Source organism: Rhodoferax antarcticus ANT.BR, assembly GCF_001938565.1.
GTDB lineage: Bacteria > Pseudomonadota > Gammaproteobacteria > Burkholderiales > Burkholderiaceae_C > Rhodoferax > Rhodoferax antarcticus.
Genome location: NZ_MSYM01000007.1, coordinates 288,237 through 313,741, shown reverse-complemented (window position 1 = coordinate 313,741; position 25,505 = coordinate 288,237). Strand labels below are relative to the sequence as shown.

Annotated in this window: 22 protein-coding genes and 1 pseudogene; 14 read left to right on the top strand and 9 right to left on the bottom strand. The window is 59.6% G+C overall.

All coding sequences use genetic code 11. The annotated features are described in order from the left end of the window. Window positions 1-12: 12 nt before the first annotated feature. From BLL52_RS04845 to BLL52_RS04830, 4 genes are all read right to left on the bottom strand, one after another. Complete coding sequence (locus BLL52_RS04845) at window positions 13-597, bottom strand: NnrU family protein (RefSeq protein ID WP_320060574.1); 585 nt, start codon at window positions 595-597, stop codon at window positions 13-15. A 27-nt stretch (window positions 598-624) separates the two neighbouring features. Then, on the bottom strand, window positions 625-2,211 hold the full coding sequence (locus BLL52_RS04840; RefSeq protein ID WP_075585546.1) for a GGDEF domain-containing protein: 1,587 nt from the start codon (window positions 2,209-2,211) through the stop codon (window positions 625-627). Window positions 2,212-2,483: 272 nt separating this feature from the next. Then, window positions 2,484-3,518 (bottom strand): NADP-dependent oxidoreductase, encoded by a 1,035-nt coding sequence (locus BLL52_RS04835; protein ID WP_075585615.1) that lies wholly within the window; start codon window positions 3,516-3,518, stop codon window positions 2,484-2,486. A 124-nt stretch (window positions 3,519-3,642) separates the two neighbouring features. Beyond that, entirely contained in the window at window positions 3,643-4,038 is a 396-nt protein-coding gene (locus tag BLL52_RS04830) for a YccF domain-containing protein (RefSeq protein ID WP_075585545.1), read from the bottom strand. A gap of 202 nt (window positions 4,039-4,240) precedes the next feature. On the opposite strand from BLL52_RS04830, the pseudogene hsdR reads away from it, so the two are divergent. The 4 genes and pseudogenes from hsdR to BLL52_RS04810 all read left to right on the top strand — a co-directional run bounded on the left by hsdR (window position 4,241) and on the right by BLL52_RS04810 (window position 9,166). After that, a pseudogene (gene hsdR, locus BLL52_RS04825) lies at window positions 4,241-6,199 on the top strand (EcoAI/FtnUII family type I restriction enzme subunit R). A gap of 62 nt (window positions 6,200-6,261) precedes the next feature. After that, window positions 6,262-7,440: an AAA family ATPase gene (locus tag BLL52_RS04820; protein WP_075585544.1), complete on the top strand. Its 1,179-nt coding sequence runs from the start codon at window positions 6,262-6,264 to the stop codon at window positions 7,438-7,440. Between the two features lie 416 nt (window positions 7,441-7,856). Beyond that, on the top strand, window positions 7,857-8,411 hold the full coding sequence (locus BLL52_RS04815; protein WP_075585543.1) for a lipocalin family protein: 555 nt from the start codon (window positions 7,857-7,859) through the stop codon (window positions 8,409-8,411). A 17-nt stretch (window positions 8,412-8,428) separates the two neighbouring features. Continuing rightward, window positions 8,429-9,166, top strand: coding sequence for a hypothetical protein (locus BLL52_RS04810; RefSeq protein WP_083633786.1), 738 nt, complete (start codon window positions 8,429-8,431; stop codon window positions 9,164-9,166). 76 nt (window positions 9,167-9,242) lie between these two features. Here BLL52_RS04810 and gyrB read toward each other — a convergent pair whose 3' ends face one another. The 3 genes from gyrB to dnaA form a co-directional block, all read right to left on the bottom strand. Next, window positions 9,243-11,846, bottom strand: a complete 2,604-nt coding sequence (gene gyrB / locus BLL52_RS04805; RefSeq protein WP_075585542.1) for a DNA topoisomerase (ATP-hydrolyzing) subunit B — start codon at window positions 11,844-11,846, stop codon at window positions 9,243-9,245. A gap of 105 nt (window positions 11,847-11,951) precedes the next feature. Beyond that, window positions 11,952-13,058, bottom strand: a complete 1,107-nt coding sequence (gene dnaN, locus BLL52_RS04800; RefSeq protein WP_075585541.1) for a DNA polymerase III subunit beta — start codon at window positions 13,056-13,058, stop codon at window positions 11,952-11,954. A 70-nt stretch (window positions 13,059-13,128) separates the two neighbouring features. After that, window positions 13,129-14,535 carry a chromosomal replication initiator protein DnaA gene (gene dnaA, locus BLL52_RS04795; RefSeq protein WP_075585540.1) on the bottom strand — a complete coding sequence of 469 codons (1,407 nt, stop codon included), beginning with the start codon at window positions 14,533-14,535 and terminating at the stop codon, window positions 13,129-13,131. A gap of 271 nt (window positions 14,536-14,806) precedes the next feature. On the opposite strand from dnaA, the gene rpmH reads away from it, so the two are divergent. The 6 genes from rpmH (at window position 14,807) to BLL52_RS04765 (ending at window position 19,792) form a co-directional block, all read left to right on the top strand. Beyond that, window positions 14,807-14,941 carry a 50S ribosomal protein L34 gene (gene rpmH / locus BLL52_RS04790; RefSeq protein ID WP_006299042.1) on the top strand — a complete coding sequence of 45 codons (135 nt, stop codon included), beginning with the start codon at window positions 14,807-14,809 and terminating at the stop codon, window positions 14,939-14,941. A 51-nt stretch (window positions 14,942-14,992) separates the two neighbouring features. Then, the gene (locus BLL52_RS04785; protein ID WP_075585539.1) at window positions 14,993-15,406 is read left to right on the top strand and encodes a ribonuclease P protein component; all 414 of its coding nucleotides are present in this window, start codon (window positions 14,993-14,995) and stop codon (window positions 15,404-15,406) included. Then, window positions 15,403-15,687, top strand: a complete 285-nt coding sequence (gene yidD / locus BLL52_RS04780; protein WP_075585538.1) for a membrane protein insertion efficiency factor YidD — start codon at window positions 15,403-15,405, stop codon at window positions 15,685-15,687. The genes BLL52_RS04785 and yidD overlap by 4 nt, the downstream gene beginning before the upstream one ends. Next, window positions 15,684-17,396, top strand: coding sequence for a membrane protein insertase YidC (gene yidC, locus BLL52_RS04775; protein WP_075585537.1), 1,713 nt, complete (start codon window positions 15,684-15,686; stop codon window positions 17,394-17,396). Before yidD ends, yidC begins: the two co-directional genes overlap by 4 nt. Window positions 17,397-17,582: 186 nt before the next feature. Further along, entirely contained in the window at window positions 17,583-18,989 is a 1,407-nt protein-coding gene (gene mnmE / locus BLL52_RS04770; RefSeq protein ID WP_420852614.1) for a tRNA uridine-5-carboxymethylaminomethyl(34) synthesis GTPase MnmE, read from the top strand. A 77-nt stretch (window positions 18,990-19,066) separates the two neighbouring features. After that, window positions 19,067-19,792 (top strand): hypothetical protein, encoded by a 726-nt coding sequence (locus BLL52_RS04765; RefSeq protein ID WP_075585536.1) that lies wholly within the window; start codon window positions 19,067-19,069, stop codon window positions 19,790-19,792. A gap of 20 nt (window positions 19,793-19,812) precedes the next feature. Here BLL52_RS04765 and BLL52_RS04760 read toward each other — a convergent pair whose 3' ends face one another. Together BLL52_RS04760 and BLL52_RS04755 are read right to left on the bottom strand one after the other, a co-directional pair. Next, a complete protein-coding gene (locus tag BLL52_RS04760) occupies window positions 19,813-20,367 on the bottom strand; it encodes an adenine phosphoribosyltransferase (RefSeq protein ID WP_075585535.1) in 555 nt (184 codons plus the stop codon). 67 nt (window positions 20,368-20,434) lie between these two features. After that, window positions 20,435-22,420, bottom strand: coding sequence for a monovalent cation:proton antiporter family protein (locus BLL52_RS04755; RefSeq protein ID WP_075585534.1), 1,986 nt, complete (start codon window positions 22,418-22,420; stop codon window positions 20,435-20,437). A gap of 57 nt (window positions 22,421-22,477) precedes the next feature. Here BLL52_RS04755 and BLL52_RS04750 point away from each other — a divergent pair, with 57 nt between their 5' ends. From BLL52_RS04750 to BLL52_RS04735, 4 genes are read left to right on the top strand one after another with little or no spacing between them, the layout of a single operon-like run. Then, entirely contained in the window at window positions 22,478-23,479 is a 1,002-nt protein-coding gene (locus BLL52_RS04750; RefSeq protein WP_075585533.1) for a KpsF/GutQ family sugar-phosphate isomerase, read from the top strand. Continuing rightward, window positions 23,479-24,024: a KdsC family phosphatase gene (locus BLL52_RS04745; RefSeq protein ID WP_083633785.1), complete on the top strand. Its 546-nt coding sequence runs from the start codon at window positions 23,479-23,481 to the stop codon at window positions 24,022-24,024. Before BLL52_RS04750 ends, BLL52_RS04745 begins: the two co-directional genes overlap by 1 nt. After that, window positions 24,021-24,635 (top strand): LPS export ABC transporter periplasmic protein LptC, encoded by a 615-nt coding sequence (lptC, locus tag BLL52_RS04740; RefSeq protein ID WP_274534888.1) that lies wholly within the window; start codon window positions 24,021-24,023, stop codon window positions 24,633-24,635. Before BLL52_RS04745 ends, lptC begins: the two co-directional genes overlap by 4 nt. A gap of 20 nt (window positions 24,636-24,655) precedes the next feature. Then, window positions 24,656-25,432: an SDR family oxidoreductase gene (locus BLL52_RS04735; RefSeq protein WP_075585531.1), complete on the top strand. Its 777-nt coding sequence runs from the start codon at window positions 24,656-24,658 to the stop codon at window positions 25,430-25,432. Window positions 25,433-25,505 lie beyond the last annotated feature (73 nt).

Genomic DNA, 25,505 nt, shown 5'->3' with positions numbered 1-25,505 from the left:
TCCATCGGCCTATCAGCCAAACGGCTTGACACCGAACAGCCAGCCGTGCAACCAAAAGGCAAACACCACCCAGCTCACCACCCCCACCACCACGGTGATTACCGTGGCTTGCGCGCTGGTGGTTACCGGCACTGAGGCGGTTTGGCGGTCACGCTTTCGGGCGGCAATGAAGTCCACCACCGCCCAGGCCAGAAAGCTGCCAAACAGGATGATGTGCGCCAGGTTGCCGTTGGCCATCAAATGCGCTATCGCCCAGAGCTTGACGCCAGCCACCATCGGGTGATGCACCCGCGCCCTAATGGCGTTGCCCGGCACATAAGCCGCCACCAGCAAAATGAACGCCAGCAGGTTCAACAGCGATGCAGCGTGGCGCATGCCCAGCGGCGGTATCCACACCCAAGTAGGCGCTTCACGCACCATGCCCCAGCCCCAGACCAACAGTACCAAGCCGATCAGTGACAGCACTGAGTAGATGCCGCGCCAGGTGTTCACCCCTAGCTTGCGCCGCTGCGTGTCACGCCAGTCGTCCGCCACGATGCGCACCGAGTGCACGCCCAGAAACAGCAGCAATCCCGCCAAAAAAATCATCATGGCCATGTCAGACTCCTTTAAATATCAGCTGAATCAGGCACCCAGCACGCGGTTTTTACCCGCACGCTTGGCCAGGTACATGGCCTGATCGGCCCGTTTGATGGCCTGCGGCCCGGTTTCATCAGGGCCCAGTTGCGCCACACCCGCACTAAAAGTGATCAGCACCTTTTCGGTACCGGCCATGAAAAAGCGCTTGGTCAGCTCGCGCTGCAGCCGGGTCATGGCCTCAATGCCTTTGTCCAGCGGCGTGTCGGGCAGCAGGATGACAAATTCTTCGCCGCCATAACGCGCCAGCGTGTCCTGCGGGCGCATCACCTCGCGCGTGACGCCGGCCAGGTGCGCCAGCGCGATATCGCCGGTGGCGTGGCCCAGGGTGTCGTTGAGCTTCTTGAAGTTGTCAATATCCAGCAAGGCCATGCACAGCGGCGTGTCTTGGCGTTTGACCTTGGACACTTCACGGTTCACGGCTTCTTCCAGACCCTGGCGATTCAGCGCCCCGGTGAGCGGGTCGTGGCGTGCCTGGGCGCTGACGCGGTCCAGCTCCCTGTGCAGTTTGGTGATTTCAGCCTCGGTGGCTTCGGCGTGTTTCTTCATGCTTTGCAACTCGTCGCGCGCCACCTGGCTGTCGCGCGCCATGGTGCGGGTGGCACCCACAATGTCTTTCAGCACCGGTGCAATGTCGGCCAGGGTTTTGGCCTGATCAATGAGTCTGGCACCGGCCTCCAATTGCTCATGAAAGCCGCTGGTGGACTCGTTCATGGCGGCGAGGCGCTCGATGAAGGTGGCCAGCATCTGGCGCATTTCTTCCTGCGCTTGCACCGCGCGGGATTTGGCCTCGGTCTGCTGGAAGATCACGTCTTTGAGCTTTTGCTCCACGTCGTCTAGGCGGCGCAGTGTCAGCGGTGGCACACAGGCAGCCATCAGCGCCTCGGTCTGGCCTGTGAGCCAGCTGTCGTCAATGCCCAGGTGGCTGATGTTTTCCACCAGCAAGTACAGCAGCTTCAGCAGCACCGTCTTGATCTCGGCCTGGTCTTCGGCTGCAAACGACAAGCGGTGGCTGTACTGCGCCAGCATCTGCTTGACGGTGATCGCATCAGTGGATGGGTCACGCAGGGACTTCAGCAGCGCTTGCGTCTGCTCCAAAAAGCGATCGTCGTCGCTGCCCAGCGCGGGCAGGGCGAACTCGATCATGCGGGCAATCTGGCCAAAAAAGTCGGCGGTCAGGGCGGGCGCGGTGATCACCGCAGGCGCCAAGGCGATCTCGATGGGCGGAGAGGGCAGCAATTTGGGCGTGTCCGACAGCAACAGGCCGGTTTTGCCCGACTCGGGTGCCGCCGGGCTGAAGCCGCCATAGGCCATGAGGGCGGTTTTAACGCCGCCCCAGTTGAGCTGGTTGATGGCGGACTCCAGCAGGCCGCGCTGCTTTTGCTGGCCAGGCGTTTTGGTGGGCAGCGCCAGCGCAATCTCCCGAAGGCGCTCGGCTGGAAACGGCGGCTCGAACGGCAACTGCGCAACTTCGCTATAAATCTTCTGGTAATTCAGCGGCGTGGGTGCCAGCTTGCGAAGCGTGAGCTGTTTCAGCGTTTCCCGCGCAATCTCGAACGGAGTTTTCTCGGCCATGGCGTACCTTGCTATGAATTTAGGTGCTGCTCGCGCTTACTGCATAAGGGCTAGAGGCGGATAATGTCTGTAACCTGTGAAAGTCGATACAAAGATAGGTTGAATCAAAATCAACTGCCTTTGCAGCGTATTTGAGCGTTTTTTAACTTTGTTCTTACGCAGGCTGCAAATATCCTGCAGCGCTGACACAGCATTCAATTATCGCCAAGCCCACAGGCCGCTTGAAAATCGCCTCGCCATGCATCATCCCTACGCCATTGAACCCACCCGGTTCAATCGTTGGCGACGCGAACGATCAGTTTGCCGAAGTTTTTGCCTTCGAGCAGGCCGATAAAGGCTTGCGGTGCGTTCTCCAGCCCGTCGACGATGTCTTCGCGGAACTTGATCTTGCCTTGTGCAAGCCATTGGCCCATGTCTTTGGCAAATTCAGGGTAGCGGTGGCCGTAGTCGTCAAAAATGATGAATCCCTGCATGCGGATGCGTTTGGTCAGCAGGTTGCGCATCAGCACCGGGGTGCGGTCCGGGCCGTCGGGCAGCGTGGTGGCGTTGTAATGGGCAATCAACCCACACACCGGCACGCGGGCGCTGGTGTTGAGCAGCGGCAACACCGCCTCAAACACCTTGCCACCGACGTTTTCAAAATACACGTCGATGCCTTTGGGGCAAGCTGCTGCCAGCAGCGCGGGCAGCTTGGGGCTGTGGTGGTCGATGCAGGCGTCAAAGCCCAGCTCTTCCACCGCAAAGCGGCATTTCTCCGCACCACCGGCAATGCCCACCACGCGGCAACCCTTGATCTTGGCGATTTGCCCAACGACCGAGCCGACCGCGCCCGTGGCAGCAGCCACCACCACCGTCTCACCGGCCTTGGGTGCGCCAATATCCAGTAAACCCATGTAGGCGGTGAAGCCGGGCATGCCCATCACGCCCAGTGCGTAGGAAAGCGGTCCGATGTTCGGGTCCAGTTTGGTCAGACCGGTGCCGTCGGACACCGCATAGTCTTGCCAGCCCGCATAGGCCAGCACCCAGTCACCCACGGCAAATTTGGGGTTGTTTGAGGCCTCAACGCGGCTGACCGTCCCCGCCACCATGGGCGTGCCCACGGCCACCGGTGCTGCATAGCTGGCGGCATCGCTCATGCGGCCGCGCATGTAGGGGTCAAGCGACAGGTACACCGTGCGCAGCAACACTTCACAAGCGCCTGCGCTCGGCACGGGCGTAGTGACCAGTTTGAAATCGGCAGCCTTTGGCGCGCCTACCGGTCGGGCAGCCAATTGGATCTGGCGGTTTTGGGTCGTGGTTTGAGTCATGGCCAAGCCTTTCAAGTACGGTGAAGAAATTGGCATTAGAGCCTAGCCGCAAAGGCTTGACGGCTGATTGCCGAGGCCTGGCCATGCTGCGCACTGCGCTATGTCATGCCGCAACTGCTGCAACTCACTTGTCCACAATCGTCTGGCCAATGGGTGCCAGAGCGATACCTGCAAGTTTCAGATGTTGCAGGCCGAAGGGAATGCCGATGATGGTCACAAAACAGAACATGGCGCAGAGCAAGTGCCCAATGGCGAGCCAAATACCCGCAAAGACGAACCAGATGATGTTTCCAACCATGGCCAAAGTACCGGTGCCGATATCTTTGACGCCAGTCAAATCCGAGCGGTTCACGGCTTTTTTGCCAAAGGGCACAAACGCAAACTGGCCGACAACGAAGCAGGCCTTCGCCCACGGCAACCCCACTATCGTCACGGCGCAGAGCAGCCCGGCAAGCCACCAACCCAGCCCCATGACAAAGCCGCCCAGGATGAACCAGAAGATGTTGGCGATAAAACGCATGGGAAGTCCTTGGGAGTTGGGTGTCAGAGAGGGTGGGGAAGATATCACGGGCGCCCGTGCGTTACCGCCTTGAACATCGTCGCGTACTTGTCTTGTATGGCGTGCTCCCGAAAGTCTCCAAGAAAACGCGACTGCTTGGGGCTCGCCCAATGAAACACGCCATACGCGTGCGGGATAATGCCTCTGAAATGGAAGGTGGCGGATGCATAAGAAAAATTTGTCCGAAAGCAACATCTGCGAGAAGTTCATCCGTTGCGAGCTGGTGCAGGCCGGGTGGTGCGTGGCAAAAACGCCCAGCGCGACAAATCCACCGTTCTGCGGGCCGACTACGCTTTGTTTTACAAGCCCAATATCCCGTTGGCGGTGATTGAGGCCAAAGACAACCAGCACGCTATGGGCGCTGGTGCGTGTCCGTCGCCCACCGAGCTGTGGGACAAATACTGTGCCTGCAAAGGCTGGACGCCAGCGGTGCGCCAGGTCGCCGCATAGGATTACTCAGCCAGCAAAACGCCGCGCTATTACCAGCTCAACGCTATCAACCGCTCGGTCGAGGCCATTGCCACTGGCCAAAACCGCGTGCTGCTGGTCATGGCCACCAGCACTGGCAAAACCTACACCGCGTTTCAGAACATCTGGCGGCTGTGCAAGAGCAAGGCCAAGTAGCGCATCCTGTTTCTGGCCGTGACCTATTTCTCCAGCGCCACGCAGGTGGGCCTGACCGCCACGCCCAAGGAAACGAAAGACATCTTCAACAGCGACTACTTCGGCGCGCCGCTCTACACCTACAGCCTCAAGCAAGGCATTGAAGACGGCTACCTGGCACCCTATAAAGTGGTGCGGGTGGATTTGGACAAAGACACGTTTGGCTGGCGCCCCACGGCGGGCATGATCGGCAAGCATGGCCACGTCATTGAAGACCGCATCTACAACACCACCGACATGAACCGCAAGCTGGTGCAGGAAAGCCGTGAGGACACTGTGGCCCGCAAAATTACCGAGTACCTCAAGGCCACCGACCGTTACGCCAAAACCATTGTGTTTTGCGAAGACATTGACCACGCCGCCCGCATGCGCCAGGCCCTTAGCAATGCCAACGCCGACATTTGCGCCGCCAACCCAAAATATATGGTGCAAATCACCGGTGACAACACGCAGGGCAAGCGCGAACTCGACACCTTCATTGACCCCGAGAAAACCTACCCAGTCATCGCCACCACCTCCAAACTCATGAGCACCGGGGCGGACGCCCAGACCTGCAAGCTCATCGTGCTGGACCAAAACATCCGGTCCATGACCCTGTTCAAGCAGATCATTGGCCGCGGCACGCGCATCAACGAACAAATGGGTAAAACCTGGTTCACCATTCTTGACTTCAAGCGCGCCACCGAACTCTTTGCCGACCCCACGTTTGACGGCGAGCCGGTGCAAATTTACGAGCCGGTAGGCGACCAGCCTGTGGCGCCACCCGACGAGTCGCTAGACCCATCCGGCCAGCCCGGCGACCCAAACAACCCGTTTGACCCCGAAAACCCGCTCGGACCCTTTGGCAACGGGAGTGGCGACGCACAGGCGCCCAAGAAATACATCGTCGGCGGCATAGTCATCGTCGCGGTGGCGCGTGAACGGGTGCAGTACCTCACCGCCCAAGGCAAGCTCATCACCGAGAGCCTGCGCGACGACACCCGCATTAACTCGTTCAAGCGCTTTGACTCGCTCGACCAGTCCCTGCAAGCCTGGAATGACGCTGAACGCAAGGCGGTGCTGCTGCAAGAACTGGAAAACCAGGGCGTGTTGATTGAAGCGCTGGCCGAAGAAGCGACACAGGCTGGCCTGACAGAGCTAAACCTGTTCGACCTATTGCTACACGTCGCCTACAACCAGCCACTGCTGACCCGGCGCAAGCGCCAGCCGTGTCAAAAAGCGCAACATCTTCACCGAGTACGGCCCAGTGGCCCGCAAGGTCATGGAGGCGCTACTGGACAAATACGCCAACGAAGGCATCACCACGATTGAGAGCGATGAAGTGCTTAAAGTGCAGCCCTTCACCCACATGGGCAGCGCCAGTGAACTCATTCTGAGCTTTGGCGGGCGCAGCCAGTATTTGCGCGCCCTGCAATCTCTGGAGCGTGCTTTGTATGCACCCCGCAAAGCCATTCGTTGAAATTATCTTAATTTATCAACAAAAAGATAAACTATCCAAATTAAGATATTTAAGGATAGTTCATGCTGTACTACCCGCGAACCCATCTCGCCGCCACCATGGCGGATGCCTTGCAAGGCAAAGCGGCGTTCACTGATGCGCCCAATGGCCTTTTTCTGGCGGCTCCCCGGCGCACTGGCAAATCCACCTTCTTGCAGTCTGATCTCATGCCCGAGCTCACACGACGGCAGGTGGTGGTGGTGTATGTCGATCTGTGGGCTGATCAACAACGTGACCCAGGCAGTCTGATTGCCCAGGCGGTGGGCCGTGCCCTCATCAAGCAACTGGGCGTAGTGGCCAAAACCGCGAAGTCCGTCGGGCTGGAAAGTACCAGCGTCGGGGGCATCAAAATCGACACCTCGAAAATTGGCCGTGTCGATGGTGCCACTTTGGCCGACGCCTTGCGTGCCCTGGTCGAAGCGGCCAAAAGTCCGGTGGCGCTGATCATTGACGAGGCGCAGCACGCCTTGACCAGCAACGCAGGCGAGACCGCCATGGCGGCTCTCAAGTCTGCTCGCGACCAGCTCAATCGGCCTGGCCAAATCAAACTCATGCTGGTGACGTCAGGCTCCGACCGCGACAAGTTGCTGCGCCTGGTCAACACCCATGCTGCGCCGTTCTATGGTTCGCAGATTCAACGCATGCCCGAGTTGGGCCCGAACTTTGTGGCGCATATTGCCGACCTCATCATCCGCCAGCGCCCCGATCTGGGCGCAGTGAATCAGGCCACCTTGTCGGATGCCTTTGCTTTGTTTGGCCAACGCCCCCAATTTTTTATGGAAGCTCTCGGCCAAGTGCTGAGTCCATTGGCCAGCCACACAGGCCGGTTTGAAGAAGCCATGCTCACCAAAGCGGCAGAGCAACTGCGCAACGACGAGGCCCAAATGGAGAGTGACTACACGGCTTTGAGGCCGCTGGAGCAAGCGGTACTCTGGCGCATGCTGGCGCTAGGCACACGCTTTCGGCCCTACGACGCCGATGCCCTGCAGTTCTACAACGACAAAACAGGCGCCAAGGTCAGCGTTGCCAAGGCGCAAAAAGCCCTAGAGGGCCTGCGCGCCCACCAACCCAGTCTGATTTGGAAATCCGCCCGCAGCGAATACGCCGTAGAAGACGCTGCCATGCTGCGCTGGTTTACCGAGCGCGCGCAGGCCGGGACCTGGCCGCCTGTGGCCCGACAGTTCGACTGGCTGGAGGAATAGACCCTTGCGCAGCCATCGGGTTAGCTACTACATTCATAGTGGCTTGCGCTTATACCATAAGGGCTAGAGCCCTATTTCTTATATAAAAGAATATCGTCATATCCAACCTCTCAAGCGTCATCAAATTCATCCAAGACAGCATGCGCCAAGACAGCAGCGGTAGTGTTGCCTAGACAGTAGCAATGATGGTCAACAAGGAGAAGACAGGAGTGAAGACGCGTTGATAGTTGTTTTGGATGGGCTGTTGCATCAGCCATGTGAGCAGGCGACGGTCGAGTTCAAATCCAACTGAGACTTGCGCCAGCGCTTGGCCACCAGCCAGACCGCCCAAGCCCAACTCGCCGAGGCGCTGGTAGCATCAGTTGCGGCCTGAAACGCCTTGCCAGTCACCGCCCCACACTACCGAGAGCCAATCCATGAAAGCCATCTACACCATCCTCCTCGCCCTTAGCGCAGGGTTCGTCCATGGCGCAGACGGTGCGCCGCCCGCTGTGCCTGCCCTGACGCCTATCGCCAGTCTGGATGTGCCGCGTTACATGGGCACCTGGTACGAGATTGCCAAGTACCCGAACAGTTTTCAGAAAAAATGCGTGGCCGACACGCGGGCCAACTACAGCCAGCAGCCCGATGGCCGGGTGCAGGTTATCAACCGTTGCCGCCTGGCAGACGGTGAGATCGACGAGGCGGTTGGTGCCGTGCGGCAGTTGGGAGACGCGCAGTCTGCCAAGCTGGAGGTGCGGTTTGCGCCGGCCTGGTTGTCGTTCATTGCGGCGGTTTGGGGCGACTATTGGGTGATTGATCTGGACCCGGCCTATCAGCTGGTGGCGGTGAGCGAGCCCAAGCGCGACTACCTGTGGGTTTTGTCGCGCACCGCCAAAGTGGCGCCTGCAGCTTATGACGCTTTGCTGGCGCGGCTCGCCAACCGGGGGTTTGATCTGAAGCGGCTGGAGCTGAGCGTGCAGTCGGATTGACTGGGGTAGAGTCGCGCATGCCTGATGACGCCCGCACCGCCCCCACCATGAACCGCTTGCAATCTGAGTTGCACCGCCTTTACCTGCCGCACGGTGGCGATGACGGTGCCGGTGAACAGGTGCGCGCCATGGTGCTGGCGCTGGCCCACCCCGCTGACTGGGCCGCGCTTGCCGCGGTGTGGCAGGGCGTGCAGGCTGATCTGGCGCTACCAGCCGCGGCCATTGCCGTCTCAGGTGTTGATGCTTACCAGCTTTGGTTCTCACTCGCAGCGTCGGTGCCCGTGGCGCAGGCGCAGGTGTTTTTCGAGGCTTTGCGCCTGCGCTATCTTGGGGACGTGGCCCCGCAGCGGGTGCGTCTGATGCCTTTGCTGCCCTCAACACCTGGGCAAATGGTGCCAGCGCTGCAAGAGGCCACGGGCCATTGGTCGGCTTTTGTGGCCCCGGATTTGGCGTCTATTTTTGCCGATGGCCCTTGGCTGGACCGCCAACCCAATGTGGATGGGCAGGCTGATCTGTTGTGCCGCCTGCAAAGCATCCAGCCTGCGGCATGGGAGGCAGCATTAAGTGTGCTGCAGCCGTTTGTGGTGCCCGTCAAGCTGGCCCCGGCAACAAGCCCTGCTACGAAAGGCAGCGTTATCGTGGGTGGGGCTGCGCTGGACGCCCAACGTTTTCTGCTCAAAGTGATGAACGATGAAGCTGTCGAGCTGCCCTTGCGCATTGACGCGGCGAAGGCGCTGTTGCCTTACACCGCCTGAGCGCGAGCCGAACCGGCCACCGGTTTACCCGTACCGCCTCAGTTTTTTGAGGTGATGGGCTCTTTCGACCAAAGGGTCAAATATCGATATTGCCCGCCTGCAAGGCATTGGTCTCAATGAACTCGCGCCGGGGCTCTACCTCGTCGCCCATCAGCATGGTGAAGACTTTGTCGGCCTCGATGGCGTCGTCAACCTGCACGCGCAGCAGGGTGCGCACGGTGGGGTCCATGGTGGTTTCCCAGAGTTGTTCGGGGTTCATTTCGCCCAGCCCTTTGTAGCGCTGGCGGCTGCTGCTGCGCTCGGCTTCGGCAATCAGCCAAGCCATGGCTTCGCGGAAGTCGCCCACTTTTTGCTCTTTTTGTCGCTCGCCCTCGCCGCGTGTGACACGTGCGCCAGTGGCCAGCAGGCCCTTGAAGGTTTTGGCGGCCTCGGCCAGCGCGGCGTAGTCGGCGCCATGCACAAAGTCTTGGGTCAGCACGCTGCTCTTGATGTTGCCGTGCAGGCGGCGGCTGATGCGCAAAATGGGTTTATCGGTGCGCACATCAAATTCGCCAGCCACTTCGGCGTCGGGCAAGAAAGCCTGCAAAGCGGCGGCAGAGGCTTCAGCATCGGCCACAGTGTCCAGATTCAGCGCCACGCCATCGGCCACAGCACGCAACGCGGATACATCTAAAAAGTGAGCTAGACGCGCAATCACCGCTTGGGCTAGCTGGTGTTTTCTCGCTAATTCTGTGAGCGTGTCGCCGGTCAAGGTGGTGCCGTTTTCACCACCGGTGTGAACTGTGGCATTAACCAGCGCAATGCGCAGCAGGAAGTTATCCAGATCGGTGGCGCCTTGCAAATACAGTTCTTCGCGCCCGGCCTTGACCTTGTACAGCGGTGGCTGGGCAATGTAGATGTGGCCGCGCTCCACCAGTTCGGGCATCTGGCGGTAAAAGAAGGTCAGCAGCAGGGTGCGGATGTGCGCGCCGTCGACGTCGGCATCGGTCATGATGATGATGCGGTGGTAGCGCAGCTTGGCCACGTCAAAGTCGTCGCTGCCAGTGCTTCCGCCTGCCTTGCCGATACCGGTGCCCAAGGCGGTGATCAGCGTCAGAATCTCGTTGCTGGTTAGCAGTTTTTCGTAGCGGGCTTTTTCTACGTTCAAAATCTTGCCGCGCAACGGCAAGATGGCTTGGAACTTGCGGTCACGGCCTTGTTTGGCGGAGCCACCGGCGGAGTCGCCCTCCACGATGTAGATTTCGCACAGTGCCGGGTCTTTTTCTTGGCAATCGGCCAGCTTGCCTGGCAGACCCATGCCGTCGAGCACGCCTTTGCGGCGCGTCATGTCGCGCGCTTTGCGGGCCGCTTCGCGGGCGCGGGCGGCTTCGATGATCTTGCCGACGATGATCTTGGCATCTGCCGGGCGCTCTTGCAGGTAGTCGTACAGCAGTTTGCTGACGATGTCTTCCACTGGGCCTCGCACTTCACTGCTGACGAGCTTGTCCTTGGTCTGGCTGCTGAACTTGGGCTCGGGTACTTTGACCGACAACACACAGCACAGGCCTTCGCGCATGTCGTCGCCGGTGACTTCGACCTTGGCTTTTTTGGCGATTTCGGTGTCGTCAATGTATTTGTTGATGACGCGCGTCATCGCGGCGCGCAGGCCGGTCAGGTGGGTGCCGCCGTCGCGCTGCGGGATGTTGTTGGTGAAACACAGCACCTGTTCGTTGTAGCCGCTGTTCCACTGCATGGCCACTTCGACGCCAATGTTGGTGTTCTGGTCACTCTGGCGGTCGCCAGTGGCGTGGAAGATGTTGGGGTTGAGGATGGTTTTGCCCTTGTTGATGAAATTAACAAACCCTTTGACGCCGCCTGCGCCTGAGAAGTCGTCTTCTTTGCCGGTGCGCTCGTCTTTCAGGCGAATGCGCACGCCATGGTTCAAAAAGCTGAGTTCGCGCAAACGCTTGCTCAAAATCTCGTAATGGAAGTCGGTGTTGGTCTGGAAGATTTCCAGATCAGGCAAAAAGTGCACTTCGGTGCCGCGTTTTTCAGTTTCGCCAATCACCTTCATGGGCGAGACGTCAACGCCGTTCACCGACTCAATGATGCGGTTTTGCACAAAACCCTTGCTGAATTCCATCACATGCACTTTGCCGTCGCGCCGGATCGTCAGGCGCAGCATTTTGGACAGCGCATTCACGCAACTCACGCCCACGCCGTGCAGTCCGCCGGAAACCTTGTAGCTGTTCTGGTTGAACTTGCCACCCGCGTGCAACTCGGTCAGCGCGATTTCGGCGGCACTACGCTTGGGCTCGTGCTTATCGTCCATCTTCACGCCGGTCGGAATGCCACGGCCGTTGTCCACCACGCTCACCGAGTTGTCGGTGTGGATGGTGACCAAAATGTCGTCGCAATGCCCCGCCAGCGACTCGTCAATCGAGTTGTCCACCACCTCAAACACCAGATGGTGAAGGCCAGTGCCGTCGGACGTGTCGCCGATGTACATGCCCGGGCGCTTGCGCACCGCCTCCAGGCCTTCCAGGATCTGGATCGAACCTTCACCATAAGCCTCAGACGCCCCGGCCTGGTGCGCGTCGATGGTGGGCTGGAAATTGGAGCTGTCGGAGGCGCTCTCACCCGTGTGAACGCCGTTACCGATCGGTTCAATGGAGGGGACGGGCTTGTTTTCTTCGGTCATGACACACTCTTGGACAGGTTAACTCGGGGAAGTCTGGAAACATCAAACCCGCAAAGAACGGATTGCTCGTCGCGGGTTTGTTTGGGTGCAGCTGCAGCTTGCGGCTTAAATACGCATCGGCATCACCACATATTTGAATTGGTCGTTCTCGGGAATGGTCAGCAGGGCGGAGCTGTTGCCGTCGGAGAGCTCGATCTTGATCATCTCTTGCGACATGTTGCTTAAAGCATCAATCAGGTAAGTGACGTTGAAGCCAATTTCGATGCTGTCGCCGCTGTAGTCGATGTCAAGCTCGTCCACCGCTTCTTCCTGCTCGGCGTTGTTGGCGGCCACGCGAAGCGTGCCAGGGTCGATGTTCAGGCGGACCCCCTTGAATTTGTCACTGGTCAGAATGGCGGTGCGCTGCAGGGTGGACAACAATGCGGTGCGGCCCAGAATGATGCTGTTTTGGTGGTTGCGCGGAATCACACGGTTGTAGTCCGGAAACTTGCCTTCCACCAGCTTGGTGACAAATTCCATGCCGCCAAAGCTGAACTTGGCCTGGTTGTTGGCAAACTGCATCTCAATGGCACCCTCAGCGTCTGACAGCAGGCGCTGCAACTCCAGCACGGTCTTGCGTGGCAAGATCACTTCTTGCTTGGGAACTTCCACGTCGAGCGTGGCGCTGACAAAGGCCAGACGGTGACCGTCGGTGGCCACCAGGCTGAGTTGTTTGCCCTCGGCCACAAACAAAATCCCGTTGAGGTAATAACGGATGTCGTGCACCGCCATGGCAAACGACACCTGACTTAGCAGATTTTTAAGGGTCTTTTGCGGCACGCTGAACACCGGCCCAAAGTTGGCCGACTCTTGCACCAGCGGAAAATCTTCGGCGGGCATGGTTTGCAGGGTGAACTTGCTTTTGCCGCCTTTGAGAATCAGCTTGGCCGCGCTGGATTCGAGCGACACCGTCTGGTCAGCTGGCAGGCTGCGCAAAATGTCGATGAGCTTGCGTGCGCCCACGGTGGTGGTGAAATCGCCGGTGTCGCCACCCAGGTCAGCGGTGGTGCGGATCTGGATTTCCAGGTCGCTGGTGGTGAGTTGCACGCTGGTTCCGGTTTTGCGGATCATGACGTTGGCCAGAATCGGCAGCGTATGACGCCGCTCCACAATGCCTGAGACGGCCTGGAGCACAGAGAGCACTTTACTTTGGGTGTCTTTGATCACAATCATGTTGTCTTCTTCCGGTCACTGGTCAATGGATGGGTCGATACGGCAAGGGCTATTTTCCCACTCATTCGCCTCAGCCTTTGAGGGTTTGTTCAAGCACATGCAACTGTTGGTTGAGTTCGGTCAACTGCTGACGTTCCCCGCCAATTTTTCTCACCGCGTGCAGCACTGTGGTGTGGTCGCGCCCGCCAAACAGCTCGCCAATTTCGGGCAAGCTTTTTTGCGTGAGCTCCTTGGCCAGGTACATGGCAATCTGGCGCGGGCGGGCAATGCTGGCCGGGCGCTTCTTGGAATACATGTCGGCGATCTTGATCTTGTAATAGTCGGCCACGGTTTTCTGGATGTTTTCCACCGAGATTTGCCGGTTTTGGATCGACAGCAGATCGCGCAGCGCTTCACGCGCCAAGGCGATCGAAATTTCTTTCTGGTTGAAACGCGAGTACGCCAGGATCTTACGCAGCGCACCTTCGAGCTCGCGCACGTTGGAGCGCACGTTCTTGGCAACAAAAAATGCCACTTCTTCGGGCATCACAATGCCTTCAACGTGCGCCTTGTTGATCAAAATGGCCACGCGCATTTCCAGCTCGGGCGGCTCAATCGCTACCGTCAGGCCGGAATCAAAGCGAGACACCAGCCGCTCATGGATGTCAGCCAGGCCCTTGGGGTAGGTGTCGCTGGTCATCACGATGTGTGATTTGCGCGCCAGCAGCGCCTCAAACGCGTTGAAAAACTCCTCCTGCGTGCGCTCCTTGTTGGCAAAAAACTGCACGTCATCGATCAGCAGCAGGTCTAGCGAGTGATAACGCTCCTTGAATTCATCAAACGCCTTGCGCTGGTAGGCCTTCACCACATCGGTGACAAACTGTTCGGCGTGGATGTACAGCACTTTGGCGTTGGCACGCTCGCTGATCAACTGGTTACCCACAGCGTGCATCAAATGGGTTTTACCCAAGCCGACTCCACCATAAATAAACAGCGGGTTGTACAAATGGCCGGGCATACCCGCTACATGCATGGCGGCAGCGCGCGCCATGCGGTTGGCGCTGCCCTCGACCAATGTGTCAAAGGTCAAGCCGGCATTCAGGCGGTTTTTAAGTGGCTCATTGGCGGCGTTGTCCTGGCTCGGTGCACTTGGCTGGCCGGGTACGTTGACAGCCGCTGTAGCCATGGGCGCTCTGGGCGTGGCTTCGCGGGCGGCCAACGCCAACTCTATAGCCACAGGCTGCCCGGTAAGTCGCTCCATCAGAGAGGATAAGCGGGCGCTGTACTGCGCCCGGATCCAGTCCAGCTTGAAGCGGTTGGCAACAAAAATGGTGACTTTGGAAAGATCGTCAGACACCTGGGCTGTCAACGGCTTGATCCAGGTCTGAAACTGCTGTTCGGGCAGTTCCTGCGCCAACTGGTCGATACAGGTCTGCCAGAAATCGGGGGTTCCCTGGACTTCCGGGGGGTCTGTTCGGTGGGGGGATCCCTGCGTCATGTGGTGTCAGCTTGGTGTGGATAGTTTTAAATTGTTGTGCCTCATATTCTAAATTATCAAAACCTTATCCACACCCGGGACAACCCCCGAATCTTCAGTGCTTTACGGCTTCACAGGTCATTACCATTGCTGCGCCAAGATGCTGGTCCAGAAAATTTGCGATAATCCGCGGTTCCCTGAAGTTTTCAGGAGAAGCCCGATCGCCAGTAGATTGGGTTCGCGCGCTGACTTGCGCTGCGCTCAACCGCTTTTGCCTCTTAGGATTTTCAAAATGAAACGCACATACCAACCCTCCAAAATTCGTCGCGCCCGCACACACGGTTTTTTGGTCCGCATGAAAACCCGTGGCGGCCGCGCTGTGATTAACGCTCGTCGCGCCAAGGGTCGCAAGCGTCTGGCTGTTTAATTCCAGCGGGATGGGCCAGCGGCTGATCAGCCTTCTTCAAACGGCCTGACTTTGCAGCGTCTCAAGAGCCGCCCACAATTTCAGGCGGTATTGGCTGGCTCGATCTTGGCGCGAACACCTCACTTTGTCCTGCATCGTGCGCCTCTGCATGCCAGCCGCGCGGAACCAGCCCAGACGCTTTTCGCCGTCGACGATGTCTGGCTGGGCGCCATGGTGCCCAAGCGCTGGGCTAGGCGTGCGGTCACCCGCAACACCATCAAGCGTCAGGTCTACACCGTGAGTCAAGAATTTGAATCCTCTTTGGCGCACGCGGCGCATGTGGTGCGCCTGCGCAGCGGGTTTGATCGTCAGCACTTTGTGAGCGCCACCTCTGACGCCCTGAAGGCAGCGGTGCGCGGTGAGTTGCAGCAGTTGTTTGCGCGAGCGGCGCCTGCGCCCGAGCCACTGGCTGGAGGCCGCTCATGATGGCGCGCCTGCTGATCCTGCTGGTAAAGGGTTACCGCTTGTTCGTCAGCCCGGCACTGGGCTCATCCTGTCGCTTCGAGCCGACTTGCTCGGCCTATGCTTTGCAGGCGTTGCAGACCCATGGTGCTGGCAAAGGGAGTTATTTAACGCTCAGGCGCATTGGGCGCTGCCACCCCTGGTGTGATGGTGGCTTGGACCCGGTGCCGCCAGCGCGCTCAGGTCACCAAGGTGGCGTGTTTACCCGGTTGATCTCAACTTCCTCTGAAAAGAAGTCTTCATGAACGATATTCGTCGCACGATGCTGTGGGTGGTTTTTGGCATGTCTTTGGTCATGCTGTGGGACCAATGGCAGGTCTACAACGGTCGCCAGACAACGTTTTTCCCCTCGCCCACGCCGGTGGTTGCTGCCTCTGGCGCTGCGCCGTCCACCAGCGGCGTGCCCAGTGCCATTCCACAAGCCACCGCGGTAGCGTCTAGCGCTGATATTGCCAAGGCGACAGGCTCTGCCGCACCGCAAAGCGGCATGGCTGCGGCGGTGCATGAGCAGGTGGTCGTGAAAACCGATGTGCTGAAGGTCACGTTTGACACCGAAGGTGGTTCGGTGGTGCGCACCGAATTCCTCAAACACGTGGACATGGCTGACAGTTCGCGCAACTTTGTGTTGCTCGATGACAGCAAAGAGCGCGTTTACCTGGCCCAGTCGGGTCTGATCGCCGCCAATGGCGGCCCGGCCTTGCCCACCCACAAGGCGGTGATGACGCTGGCGCCAGGGGAACGCGAACTACAAGACGGCAGTCAGACGCTGGAGCTGCGTTTTGAGTCAGCCGATGTGGGTGGCGTCAAGCTGATCAAGACCTACACCTTGACACGCGGCAGTTATGCCATGACGGTCAAACATGAGGTGGTCAACGTTGGCAACACGCCGGTGGTGCCGCAGCTATACCTGCAACTGGTGCGTGACGGCAACAAACCGCCGGGCGAGTCGAGCTTTTACTTCACCTTCACCGGCCCAGCGGTTTATACCGAAGCCAAAAAGTACCAAAAAGTCAGCTTTGAGGACATCGAGAAGAACAAGGTCGATGTCGAAAAGTCTGCGACCAATGGTTATGTGGCCATGGTGCAGCACTACTTTGCCAGCGCCTGGCTGCTGGGTGATGGCATCCAGCGCGACCTGTTCTTGCGCACGGTGGACACCAATCTTTACTCGGTGGGCATGATTGCGCCGCTGCAGGAACTGGCACCTGGCGCACGCAAGACCGTGGAGACCACGCTGTTTGCCGGTCCCCAAGAGGAGACGATTCTCGAATCCCTGGCGCCTGGTCTGGAATTGGTTAAGGACTACGGCTGGCTGACCATCCTGGCCAAGCCGCTGTACTGGCTGTTGGTGCAATTGCACAACGTGATCAGCAACTGGGGTTGGTCGATCATCGCGTTGGTGGTACTGCTCAAGATCGCGTTTTATTGGCTCAATGCCAAGGCTTATGCCAGCATGGCCAAGATGAAAGCGGTAAACCCGAAGATCACCGAGATGCGCGAGCGCCTGAAGGCTGACCCGCAGAAGATGCAGATGGAGATGATGCGTATCTACCGCGAGGAAAAGGTCAACCCGATGGGTGGCTGCTTCCCGATCATGATCCAGATTCCGGTGTTTATTGCGCTCTACTGGGTGCTGCTGTCCAGCGTGGAAATGCGAAACACACCTTGGCTGGGCTGGATCCAAGACCTCTCAAGCCCAGACCCGCTGTTCATTCTGCCGGTCGTCATGGCCCTGACCACAGTGCTGCAAACCTCGCTGAACCCGGCACCGCCAGACCCACTGCAAGCCAAAATGATGTGGTTCTTGCCGCTGGCATTTAGCGTCATGTTCTTCTTCTTCCCGGCTGGCTTGGTGCTGTACTGGATTACCAACAACGTGCTGTCAATCGCCCAACAGTGGTTCATCAATACCCGCATGGGCGTGCCGCCGAAGTTTCACTTTCCGAAGTTTTAAGGGGTTTGATCATTTTCTCCTTCCGAAATGGGGGGTGCGAGTCTGTGATGCCCAGGTACTCTTAAAAACGTAGCTGCTAGCGCTTTATACACAAGGGCTAGAGGCCTAAAAAGCATATAGAAATCGTCCACTGGCAATCAGCTCTTGCCTAAGTTGGGTTCAGCGTTTTAGCCAGAAAGGCTCCCTGTGACCTTGCCACGCCACCAAGATCCGATCGTCGCCGTTGCTACCGCCCCCGGCCGTGGCGCGGTGGGCATTGTGCGGGTGAGCGGGCGCTCTCTGCAGGCTCTGATTCACACGCTGTGCGACAAGGTTTTGACCCCGCGTGAAGCTACCTACACCGGGTTCTTGGACGCGCAGGGCGTGGCCATCGACCATGGCCTGGCACTGTACTTTCCCGCGCCACATTCGTTCACCGGTGAAGACGTGCTGGAGCTGCAAGCCCATGGGGGTCCGGTGGTGTTGCAGCTGTTGCTGGCGCGCTGCCTGGAAGCTGCCGGGCAAACACTCGCCGACGCTCGCCCCACGCTGGCGCACCTGCGGCTGGCGCTGCCGGGCGAGTTTTCCGAGCGGGCGTTTTTGAACGACAAGATCGACCTGACGCAGGCCGAGGCCATTGCTGACCTGATCGACGCCAGCACCGAGGCGGCCGCGCGCAGTGCCAGCCGCTCACTCAGTGGCGCGTTTTCCCAAGAGATTCACCAGTTGCGTGACGCGCTGATCCACCTACGCATGCTGGTGGAGGCCACGCTGGACTTTCCTGAGGAAGAAATTGACTTCCTGCGCAAGGCCGATGCGCTTGGGCAGCTCTCGAAGCTGCAGCAGGGTGTGCTGGCGGTGCTGCAGAAGGCGCGCCAGGGCGCACTGTTGCGTGAAGGCATCAAGGTGGTGCTAGCCGGGCAGCCCAATGCAGGCAAGTCCTCGCTGCTGAACGCGTTGGCCGGAGCCGAGCTGGCCATCGTCACCGCCGTGCCGGGCACCACCCGCGACAAGGTGCAGCAAACCATTCAAATCGAGGGCGTGCCGCTGCATGTGATCGACACCGCCGGGCTGCGTGAGAGTGATGACGAGGTGGAGAAAATCGGCATTGAGCGCGCCTGGCTCGCCATTGCTGAGGCGGATGCGGTGTTGTTCCTGCATGATCTGACGCGCCTGGATGCTACGGAATACATAGCTTCTGACGCAGCAATAGCAAGGACAATGACCCAAAAACTGCCTCAAAACATCACCATCCTGGATATCTGGAACAAGGCCGATGCAGCACCCAGCCAAGTGCCAGAACATGGGGTGGTGGTGTCGGCCAAAACCGGTGTGGGACTGGACGTGCTGCGCCACCAGCTGCTGCAGTTGGCGGGCTGGCAGCCCGGTGCCGAGGGTATTTTTACGGCCCGCGCGCGCCATGTGACGGCGTTGCGGCGGGCACAAGATCACCTGGCCGTCGCCTCACAGCATCTGGCGCAACAGGCGCAGGCACTCGATGTACTGGCCGAAGAGCTGCGTCTGGCGCAAAATGCACTCAACCAGATCACCGGTGAGTTCACGTCAGACGATTTGCTGGGGGTTATTTTTTCGAGTTTTTGTATCGGAAAATAGGGTTTCACCCGCAGCTGCAAGGCTGCACTGGCCGAAAATGTCCTGACCTGTTCGCTCGACCGTTTGAGAGGTTCTCCATGTCCTTATTCAGTTGGTTGTTTTCCAAGCCTGCGCCAGCAGCCCCATCGGGCTTGTCCGCTGACGCCTTTAGGGGCGCGGCCCCCAAGTCGGTGCCTGCGCCAACATCGGTTGACCCGCTGGTCGATCTCAAGCATCAGCGCCATGAACGCCGCGAGCATCTGTATGACGTGGTTCGTAGCGTCATGCTGCGCAGTGAGGTTCTAGCATCGCACTACAAATTCAAGGTGTTGTCACTCGATGCGCGGGGCCGCCAGTTTTTGGTGATGATCGACTTGCTGGGTGAGGATGTTCTCTCGCCCGAGCGTTGGTTGCCGATAGAGCAACTGATGACCATGACCGCCGCGCAGCGCCACGATTTGCAGGTCAAGTCGGTGTATTGGCGGATGCTCCCTGCGCAGGCTGGCCAGACGGTTAAAGCCGCGGCAGCCTTCAGCGCGCCGGTGGTGGCCGAGGCCATGCCAGCGAAAGTGGTCGAGACTGGTGTCGTGGCAGGTGAAGCCCGACATGGCTTTGATCCGATTGACAACGATGAGGTGATGGCCTTCAAGCGTGCCATCTCGGATGCCACGCCGGAAGAGCAAGTAGCCGCGAAATCAGGCCGGGTGGTGACTTCCGGGCCGCGCAAGCCGGCCCCGCAGCCTGGCTATGAAGACACCCAGTTGCTCGAACCCGATGACGCGGCCTCGCCGCTGAGCCGCACCCAATTTGGCGGCCTGGACTGAGCGACTTTGCCCTGGGCCTCTCAATGGCCCTCGAAATCAATCAGGGTAAATAGCGGCAAACCACTGCTGTGCAGCTTGGCTGAGCCGCCCAGCTCGGGTAAGTCAACAATGGCGGCCCCTTCCATCACCACTGCACCGAGTTTTTCCAGTAGCTTTTTGCCCGCCATCATGGTGCCGCCGGTGGCAATCAGATCGTCAATCAGCAGCACCCGATCGCCGGCTTTGACCGCGTCCACGTGCACCTCTACGGTGGCACTGCCGTACTCCAACTCGTAGGTTTCTTCCACGGTCGTGAAGGGCAGCTTGCCTCTTTTACGGATCGGGACAAATCCCACGCCGAGTTCATAAGCGATGACCGAGCCAATGATGAAGCCGCGCGCATCCAGCCCGGCCACCACATCGGGGCGAAGCGCGGGGTCCATGTAGCGGTGCACAAAAGCGTCAATCAGCACGCGGAAAACCTTGGCATCCTGTAGCAGCGGGGTGATGTCACGGAACGCCACGCCAGGCGCAGGCCAGTCCTGCACGGTACGGATGTGGTCGCGAAGGTAATGGTTGACGCTGGTGTTGTACATGAGGCAGCCGGTAGAAAACGAAACCGCTATTGTGCCCGCCCGCCAAGCCAACCTGGGTTGGGCGAGATCAACCTTTGATCAGTCTGAGTTCAGTCTGGGCGATGGCGTCGGCCTTGCCAGAGATCACCAGTGTGTCGCTGGCCATGAACAGCACGTCGCCCCCCAAGGTCACGCTCTGGCCAGCTGCCCGGCGCATACTGACCAGCCGCGTGCCTAAAGCGTGCAGGGCCAAGTCGTCGATCGTGCGGCCAATCGCTTTTGCGTATGGCGGCAGCTGAATGCTGCTGAGCCGTTCCAACTCGGTTTCATCCGCGTCGCCATCATCGGCGCCCCGGAAAAAACCGCGCAGCAAGCTGTAGCGCGCGTCGCGATGCTCGCGCACGATGCGGATCACCCGGCGCATTGGCACACCGACCAGCGCCAGGGCTTGGCTGGCCAGCACCAGCGAACCCTCGATGGTTTCGGGCACCACCTCGGTGGCACCGGCCTTTCGCAACAGTTCCAGATCATGGTCGTCCTGAGTGCGGATGACCACCGGCACGTGCGGCGCGTGTTCCTGGATGTTGGCCAGCACTTTCAGGGCGCCAGCGGTTTGCAGGTAAGTCACGACCACTGCGCTGGCGCGTGCCAAGCCAGCCGCCATCAGCGCCTGCAGTCGCCCGGCGTCACCAAACACCACCGAATCGCCTGCCGCAGCGGCCTGGCGAACCCGGTCGGGGTCTAGGTCAAGCGCCATGTAGGCGATGTTTTCCTTGTCCAGAATGCGCGCCAGATTCTGGCCGCAGCGGCCATAACCGCAGATGATCACGTGCTTGTTGGCCTTGATCGATTTGCGCGCGATGGAGGTCATTTGCACGGACTCCATCAGCCACTCATTGCTGACCAGTCGCATCACGATGGCCGAGCTGTGCATGATGATGAAAGGCGTGGCCAGCATCGACAGAACCATCGCGGCCAGGATCGGGTTGAGCAGTTCAGGGGGGACCAGGTTATTGTTCTGCGCCAAGGTCAGCAGCACAAAGCCGAATTCGCCCGCCTGCGCCAGATACAAACCAGTGCGCAGGGACACCCCCGCACTCGCGCCAAAACCTTTGGTGATCAAGGTGATCATGGCCGCTTTGAACAGCACCGGCAGGGTGACCAGAATCAGCACCAGCGGCCAGCGCTCCAGCACCAACCGCCAGTCCAGCATCATGCCGATGCTGATGAAAAACAGGCCCAGTAATACATCGTGAAACGGCCGGATGTCGGTCTCCACCTGGTGCTTGTACTGGGTTTCAGAAATCAGCATGCCGGCAATGAATGCACCCAGCGCCAAGCTCAGGCCCGCCAATTCGGTCAGCCAGGCCAAGCCCAGGGTGACCAGCAGCAGGTTCAGCACAAACAGCTCCTCGCTCTTGCGCCGCGCCACCAAAGTCAGCCACCAGCGCATGATGCGCGGGCCGCCCACCAGCAACAAGGTGATGAGCGCAGCCGCTTTCATGGACGCCCACAACAAGGTTTCGGCCATTTGCTCGGGTGGCGCGCTGAGCGCCGGAATCAGCACCAGCAGCGGCACCACGGCCAAGTCCTGAAACAGCAGCACACCCATGACCCGCTTGCCGTGTTCGCTCTCCATTTCGATGCGCTCTGACATCAACTTGACGACAATCGCGGTGCTGCTCATGGCCATGGCGCTGGACAGAGCCAGAGCGGTTTTCCAGTCCATGCCCCACTGCGCGGGGGCCAGCACCGCAAATGCCATGCTGGCTGCCGTGGTCAGCAACAAGGTCAGCGTCACCTGAGACAGCCCCAGCCCGAACACATGTTGGCGCATGGTGCGCAACTTGGGCAGATTGAACTCCAGCCCGATTACGAACATCAAAAAAACCACGCCGAACTCGCCAAGGTGGCGCACACCTTCCGCATTTTTTGCCACCGCCAGGGCGTTCGGGCCAATCACCACGCCCACGGCCAGATAGCCGAGCATCGGCGGCAATTTCAGGCTGCGGCAAGCCACCACCCCAAGGACGGCGGCCAGCAAATACATCAGGGTTAATTCAAGTGGGCTCACCCCCGGATACTACCAATTGGGCCGCGCCCTAAGCGTGGTGGCCGATAAAATGCCGCGATGAACTCCATGCCCACCCCCGCGTCATTTTTCGACGCCGATCGCGTCCTGTTGCTGGCCCGAGAGACCCTGAAGGTGGAGGCCGCGGCGGTACTCAACCTGCAGCACCATTTGGGGGCAGATTTTGTCAAGGCGGTGCGCCTGGTGCTGGCCAGTCAGGGGCGTTTGGTGGTGATGGGCATGGGCAAAAGTGGCCATATTGGTCGCAAAATTGTCGCTACGCTGGCCTCCACCGGCACGCCGGCCATGTTTGTCCACCCCGCCGAGGCCAGCCATGGCGACCTGGGCATGATCCAGCCGGTAGACGTGGTGCTGGCGATTTCCAACAGCGGCGAGTCTGATGAGCTCAACGTGATCCTCCCGATCATCAAGCGCCTGGGTGTTGCGCTGCTGGCCATGACCGGCAACCCGGCGTCCACGCTGGCACGCCACGCCGATGCATTTTTAAACAGCGGTGTGGCAAAAGAAGCTTGCCCACTCAATCTGGCGCCAACTGCCAGCACCACTGCGCAGTTGGCCTTGGGAGATGCGTTGGCGGTGGCCCTGCTGGACGCGCGAGGTTTCAAGGCCGAAGATTTTGCTCGTTCGCACCCCGGTGGTGCGCTGGGTCGCAAGCTGCTCACCCACGTGCGCGATGTGATGCGCAGTGGTGATCAGGTGCCCAAGGTGCTGACCACAGCTGGCTTCAGCGAGCTGATGCGCGAAATGAGTGCCAAAGGCCTGGGTGCAGCGGCGGTGGTGGACGGTACGGGCCAAGTGTGCGGTGTCTTCACTGACGGCGACCTGCGCCGTTTGATTGAAAAAGGATTTGATTTGCGCCAAGCCACAGCACAGCAGGTGATGCACCCCAACCCGCAAACCATTAGCGTTGACGCGCTGGCGGTGGAAGCGGCGGAGTTGATGGAGCTGCGCCGCATCACCAGCGTGCTGGTGCTCGATGCCCAAGGGCAGCTCTGCGGCGCCCTCAACAGCAACGACCTGATGCGTGCCAAGGTCATCTGATGGCAGCGGTCTTGAACTTCTCCCCCGAGCTGCTGTTGCAGGCGCAAGCCGTTCGCGTGGTGTTTTTTGATGTTGATGGCGTGCTGACCGATGGCGGTCTATACTTTTCCGAGGCGGGCGAAACCCTCAAGCGCTTCAACACGCTGGACGGCCACGGCCTGAAGCTGTTGCAGCGCGCTGGCATCACCCCGGCAGTAATCACCGGGCGCGACTCGCCCGCCTTGCGGGTACGGCTGGCGGCGCTGGGCGTAGAGCATGCGCATTTCGGCACCGAAGACAAGCGTCCGGCGGCCGAAGCCACCCTCAAAGCACTGGGCCTGGACTGGTCCCAGGCGGCTGCCATGGGCGACGACTGGCCGGACCTGCCAGTGATGACGCGCTGTGCTTTTGCCTGCGCGCCAGTCAATGCCCAGGCCGAGGTTCTGGCCGCAGCGCACCACATCACGCAAAGACGCGGCGGCGAGGGCGCGGTGCGTGAGCTGTGTGACCTCTTGTTGGTTGCCAGCGGCCGCTACGCCCAACTGTTGCAGGCGTATCTGCAGTGAACACCCTGCGCTGGGCGCTTGATCGCCTGACACTCTACCTGCCAGTGCTATTGATGGGCGCGCTGGCCATGGCCAGCTACTTACTGGTGCGCAGCACACCGTCACAAAGTGAAGTGGTCGCATCAGCGGTGGCGCAACATCAGCCGGATTACTTCATGCGCGAGTTTGCCGTCAAAACATTTGATGCCCAGGGGCAGCTTAAAAGCGAGGTCAAGGGTCGGGAGATGCGCCATTACCCGGACACCGACACCCTGGAGATCGACCAGGTGGTGATCCGCTCGTTTGACGAACAAGGCCACCTAACCACAGCCACCGCTCGCCAGGCGCTGACCAACGCCGACGCCTCAGAGGTCACATTGATCGGCGACGCCCGGGTGCTACGCGCTGCCACCGTCAGCCCGGCAGGCAAGCCGCAGCCTGCCATGAGCTTTCAGGGCGAGCAGTTGCATGCCCTCGTTGACACTGAACGCGTGCGCTCCGACCAGCCCGTGACCTTGACGCGTGGGCAAGACCAGTTCACCGCCGACAGCATGGACTATGACAACCAGCAGCAGGTCATCGAGATGCAGGGACGTGTCAGGGGCGTGCTGTTTCCTGGCAACAAGCCTTGAACGGGCGTGATTGAGAAAGCATGGGCAAGCTTGTCATGATCACCGGTGCCTCCAGTGGCATTGGCCAGGCGCTGGCGCTGCATTACGCGGCACAAGGCTGGCATCTGGCCTTGGTGGCACGCCGAGAGTCTGTGATCAAATCATGGCTTGACCCAATTGGAATAAGCGCTGATAGATACCAAATTTATAGCGCTGACGTGTCCGATATTGCCGCTATGCAGCGTCTGGCGCAAGACTGTATGACACACCAAGGCCTGCCTGACGTGGTGATTGCCAACGCCGGCATCAGCATCGGCGTGGATACCGCCCTGCCCGAAGACTTGCCGGTGATGGCGCTTATTCTGGCCACCAACGTGATGGGTGTCGCCGCCACGCTCGGGCCATTTATCCCTGCCATGGTCGCGCGTGGCTCCGGCAAACTGGTGGGCATTGGCAGCGTGGCCGGTATCCGGGGCTTGCCTGGGCATGGTGCCTATTGCGCCAGCAAGGCAGCAGTTATCAGTTATTGTGAGAGCCTGCGTGGTGAGTTGCGCAACAGTGGTGTGCAGGTGGTGACGCTTTGCCCCGGCTACATTGCCACGCCGCTGACACAAAACAATGGCTACAACATGCCGTTTCTAATGCAGCCCAATGTGTTTGCCGAGAAAGCTTGTCTGGCTATTGCCGCAGGTGACAGCTACCGGGTAATTCCCTGGCAGATGGGAGTCGTGGCCAAACTGCTGCGTTTGTTACCAAACAGTATTTTTGACAAAGTGTTTGCCGGGCGACCGCGCAAACCACGTATGACGGATTCTTGACGATCGTCAAAAAGCAAAAAGGGCCCCGAGGGACCCTTTTCGTTTCAGGCTAGAAGCCTGCGCCAGACAAGCG

Coding starts and splice junctions, on each gene's coding strand:
- BLL52_RS04845 (WP_320060574.1), bottom strand. CDS start 597: ATGGCCATGATGATTTTTTTGGCGGGATTGCTGCTGTTTCTGGGCGTG.
- BLL52_RS04840 (WP_075585546.1), bottom strand. CDS start 2,211: ATGGCCGAGAAAACTCCGTTCGAGATTGCGCGGGAAACGCTGAAACAG.
- BLL52_RS04835 (WP_075585615.1), bottom strand. CDS start 3,518: ATGACTCAAACCACGACCCAAAACCGCCAGATCCAATTGGCTGCCCGA.
- BLL52_RS04830 (WP_075585545.1), bottom strand. CDS start 4,038: ATGCGTTTTATCGCCAACATCTTCTGGTTCATCCTGGGCGGCTTTGTC.
- BLL52_RS04820 (WP_075585544.1), top strand. CDS start 6,262: ATGCTGTACTACCCGCGAACCCATCTCGCCGCCACCATGGCGGATGCC.
- BLL52_RS04815 (WP_075585543.1), top strand. CDS start 7,857: ATGAAAGCCATCTACACCATCCTCCTCGCCCTTAGCGCAGGGTTCGTC.
- BLL52_RS04810 (WP_083633786.1), top strand. CDS start 8,429: ATGCCTGATGACGCCCGCACCGCCCCCACCATGAACCGCTTGCAATCT.
- gyrB (WP_075585542.1), bottom strand. CDS start 11,846: ATGACCGAAGAAAACAAGCCCGTCCCCTCCATTGAACCGATCGGTAAC.
- dnaN (WP_075585541.1), bottom strand. CDS start 13,058: ATGATTGTGATCAAAGACACCCAAAGTAAAGTGCTCTCTGTGCTCCAG.
- dnaA (WP_075585540.1), bottom strand. CDS start 14,535: ATGACGCAGGGATCCCCCCACCGAACAGACCCCCCGGAAGTCCAGGGA.
- rpmH (WP_006299042.1), top strand. CDS start 14,807: ATGAAACGCACATACCAACCCTCCAAAATTCGTCGCGCCCGCACACAC.
- yidD (WP_075585538.1), top strand. CDS start 15,403: ATGATGGCGCGCCTGCTGATCCTGCTGGTAAAGGGTTACCGCTTGTTC.
- yidC (WP_075585537.1), top strand. CDS start 15,684: ATGAACGATATTCGTCGCACGATGCTGTGGGTGGTTTTTGGCATGTCT.
- BLL52_RS04765 (WP_075585536.1), top strand. CDS start 19,067: ATGTCCTTATTCAGTTGGTTGTTTTCCAAGCCTGCGCCAGCAGCCCCA.
- BLL52_RS04760 (WP_075585535.1), bottom strand. CDS start 20,367: ATGTACAACACCAGCGTCAACCATTACCTTCGCGACCACATCCGTACC.
- BLL52_RS04750 (WP_075585533.1), top strand. CDS start 22,478: ATGAACTCCATGCCCACCCCCGCGTCATTTTTCGACGCCGATCGCGTC.
- BLL52_RS04745 (WP_083633785.1), top strand. CDS start 23,479: ATGGCAGCGGTCTTGAACTTCTCCCCCGAGCTGCTGTTGCAGGCGCAA.
- BLL52_RS04735 (WP_075585531.1), top strand. CDS start 24,656: ATGGGCAAGCTTGTCATGATCACCGGTGCCTCCAGTGGCATTGGCCAG.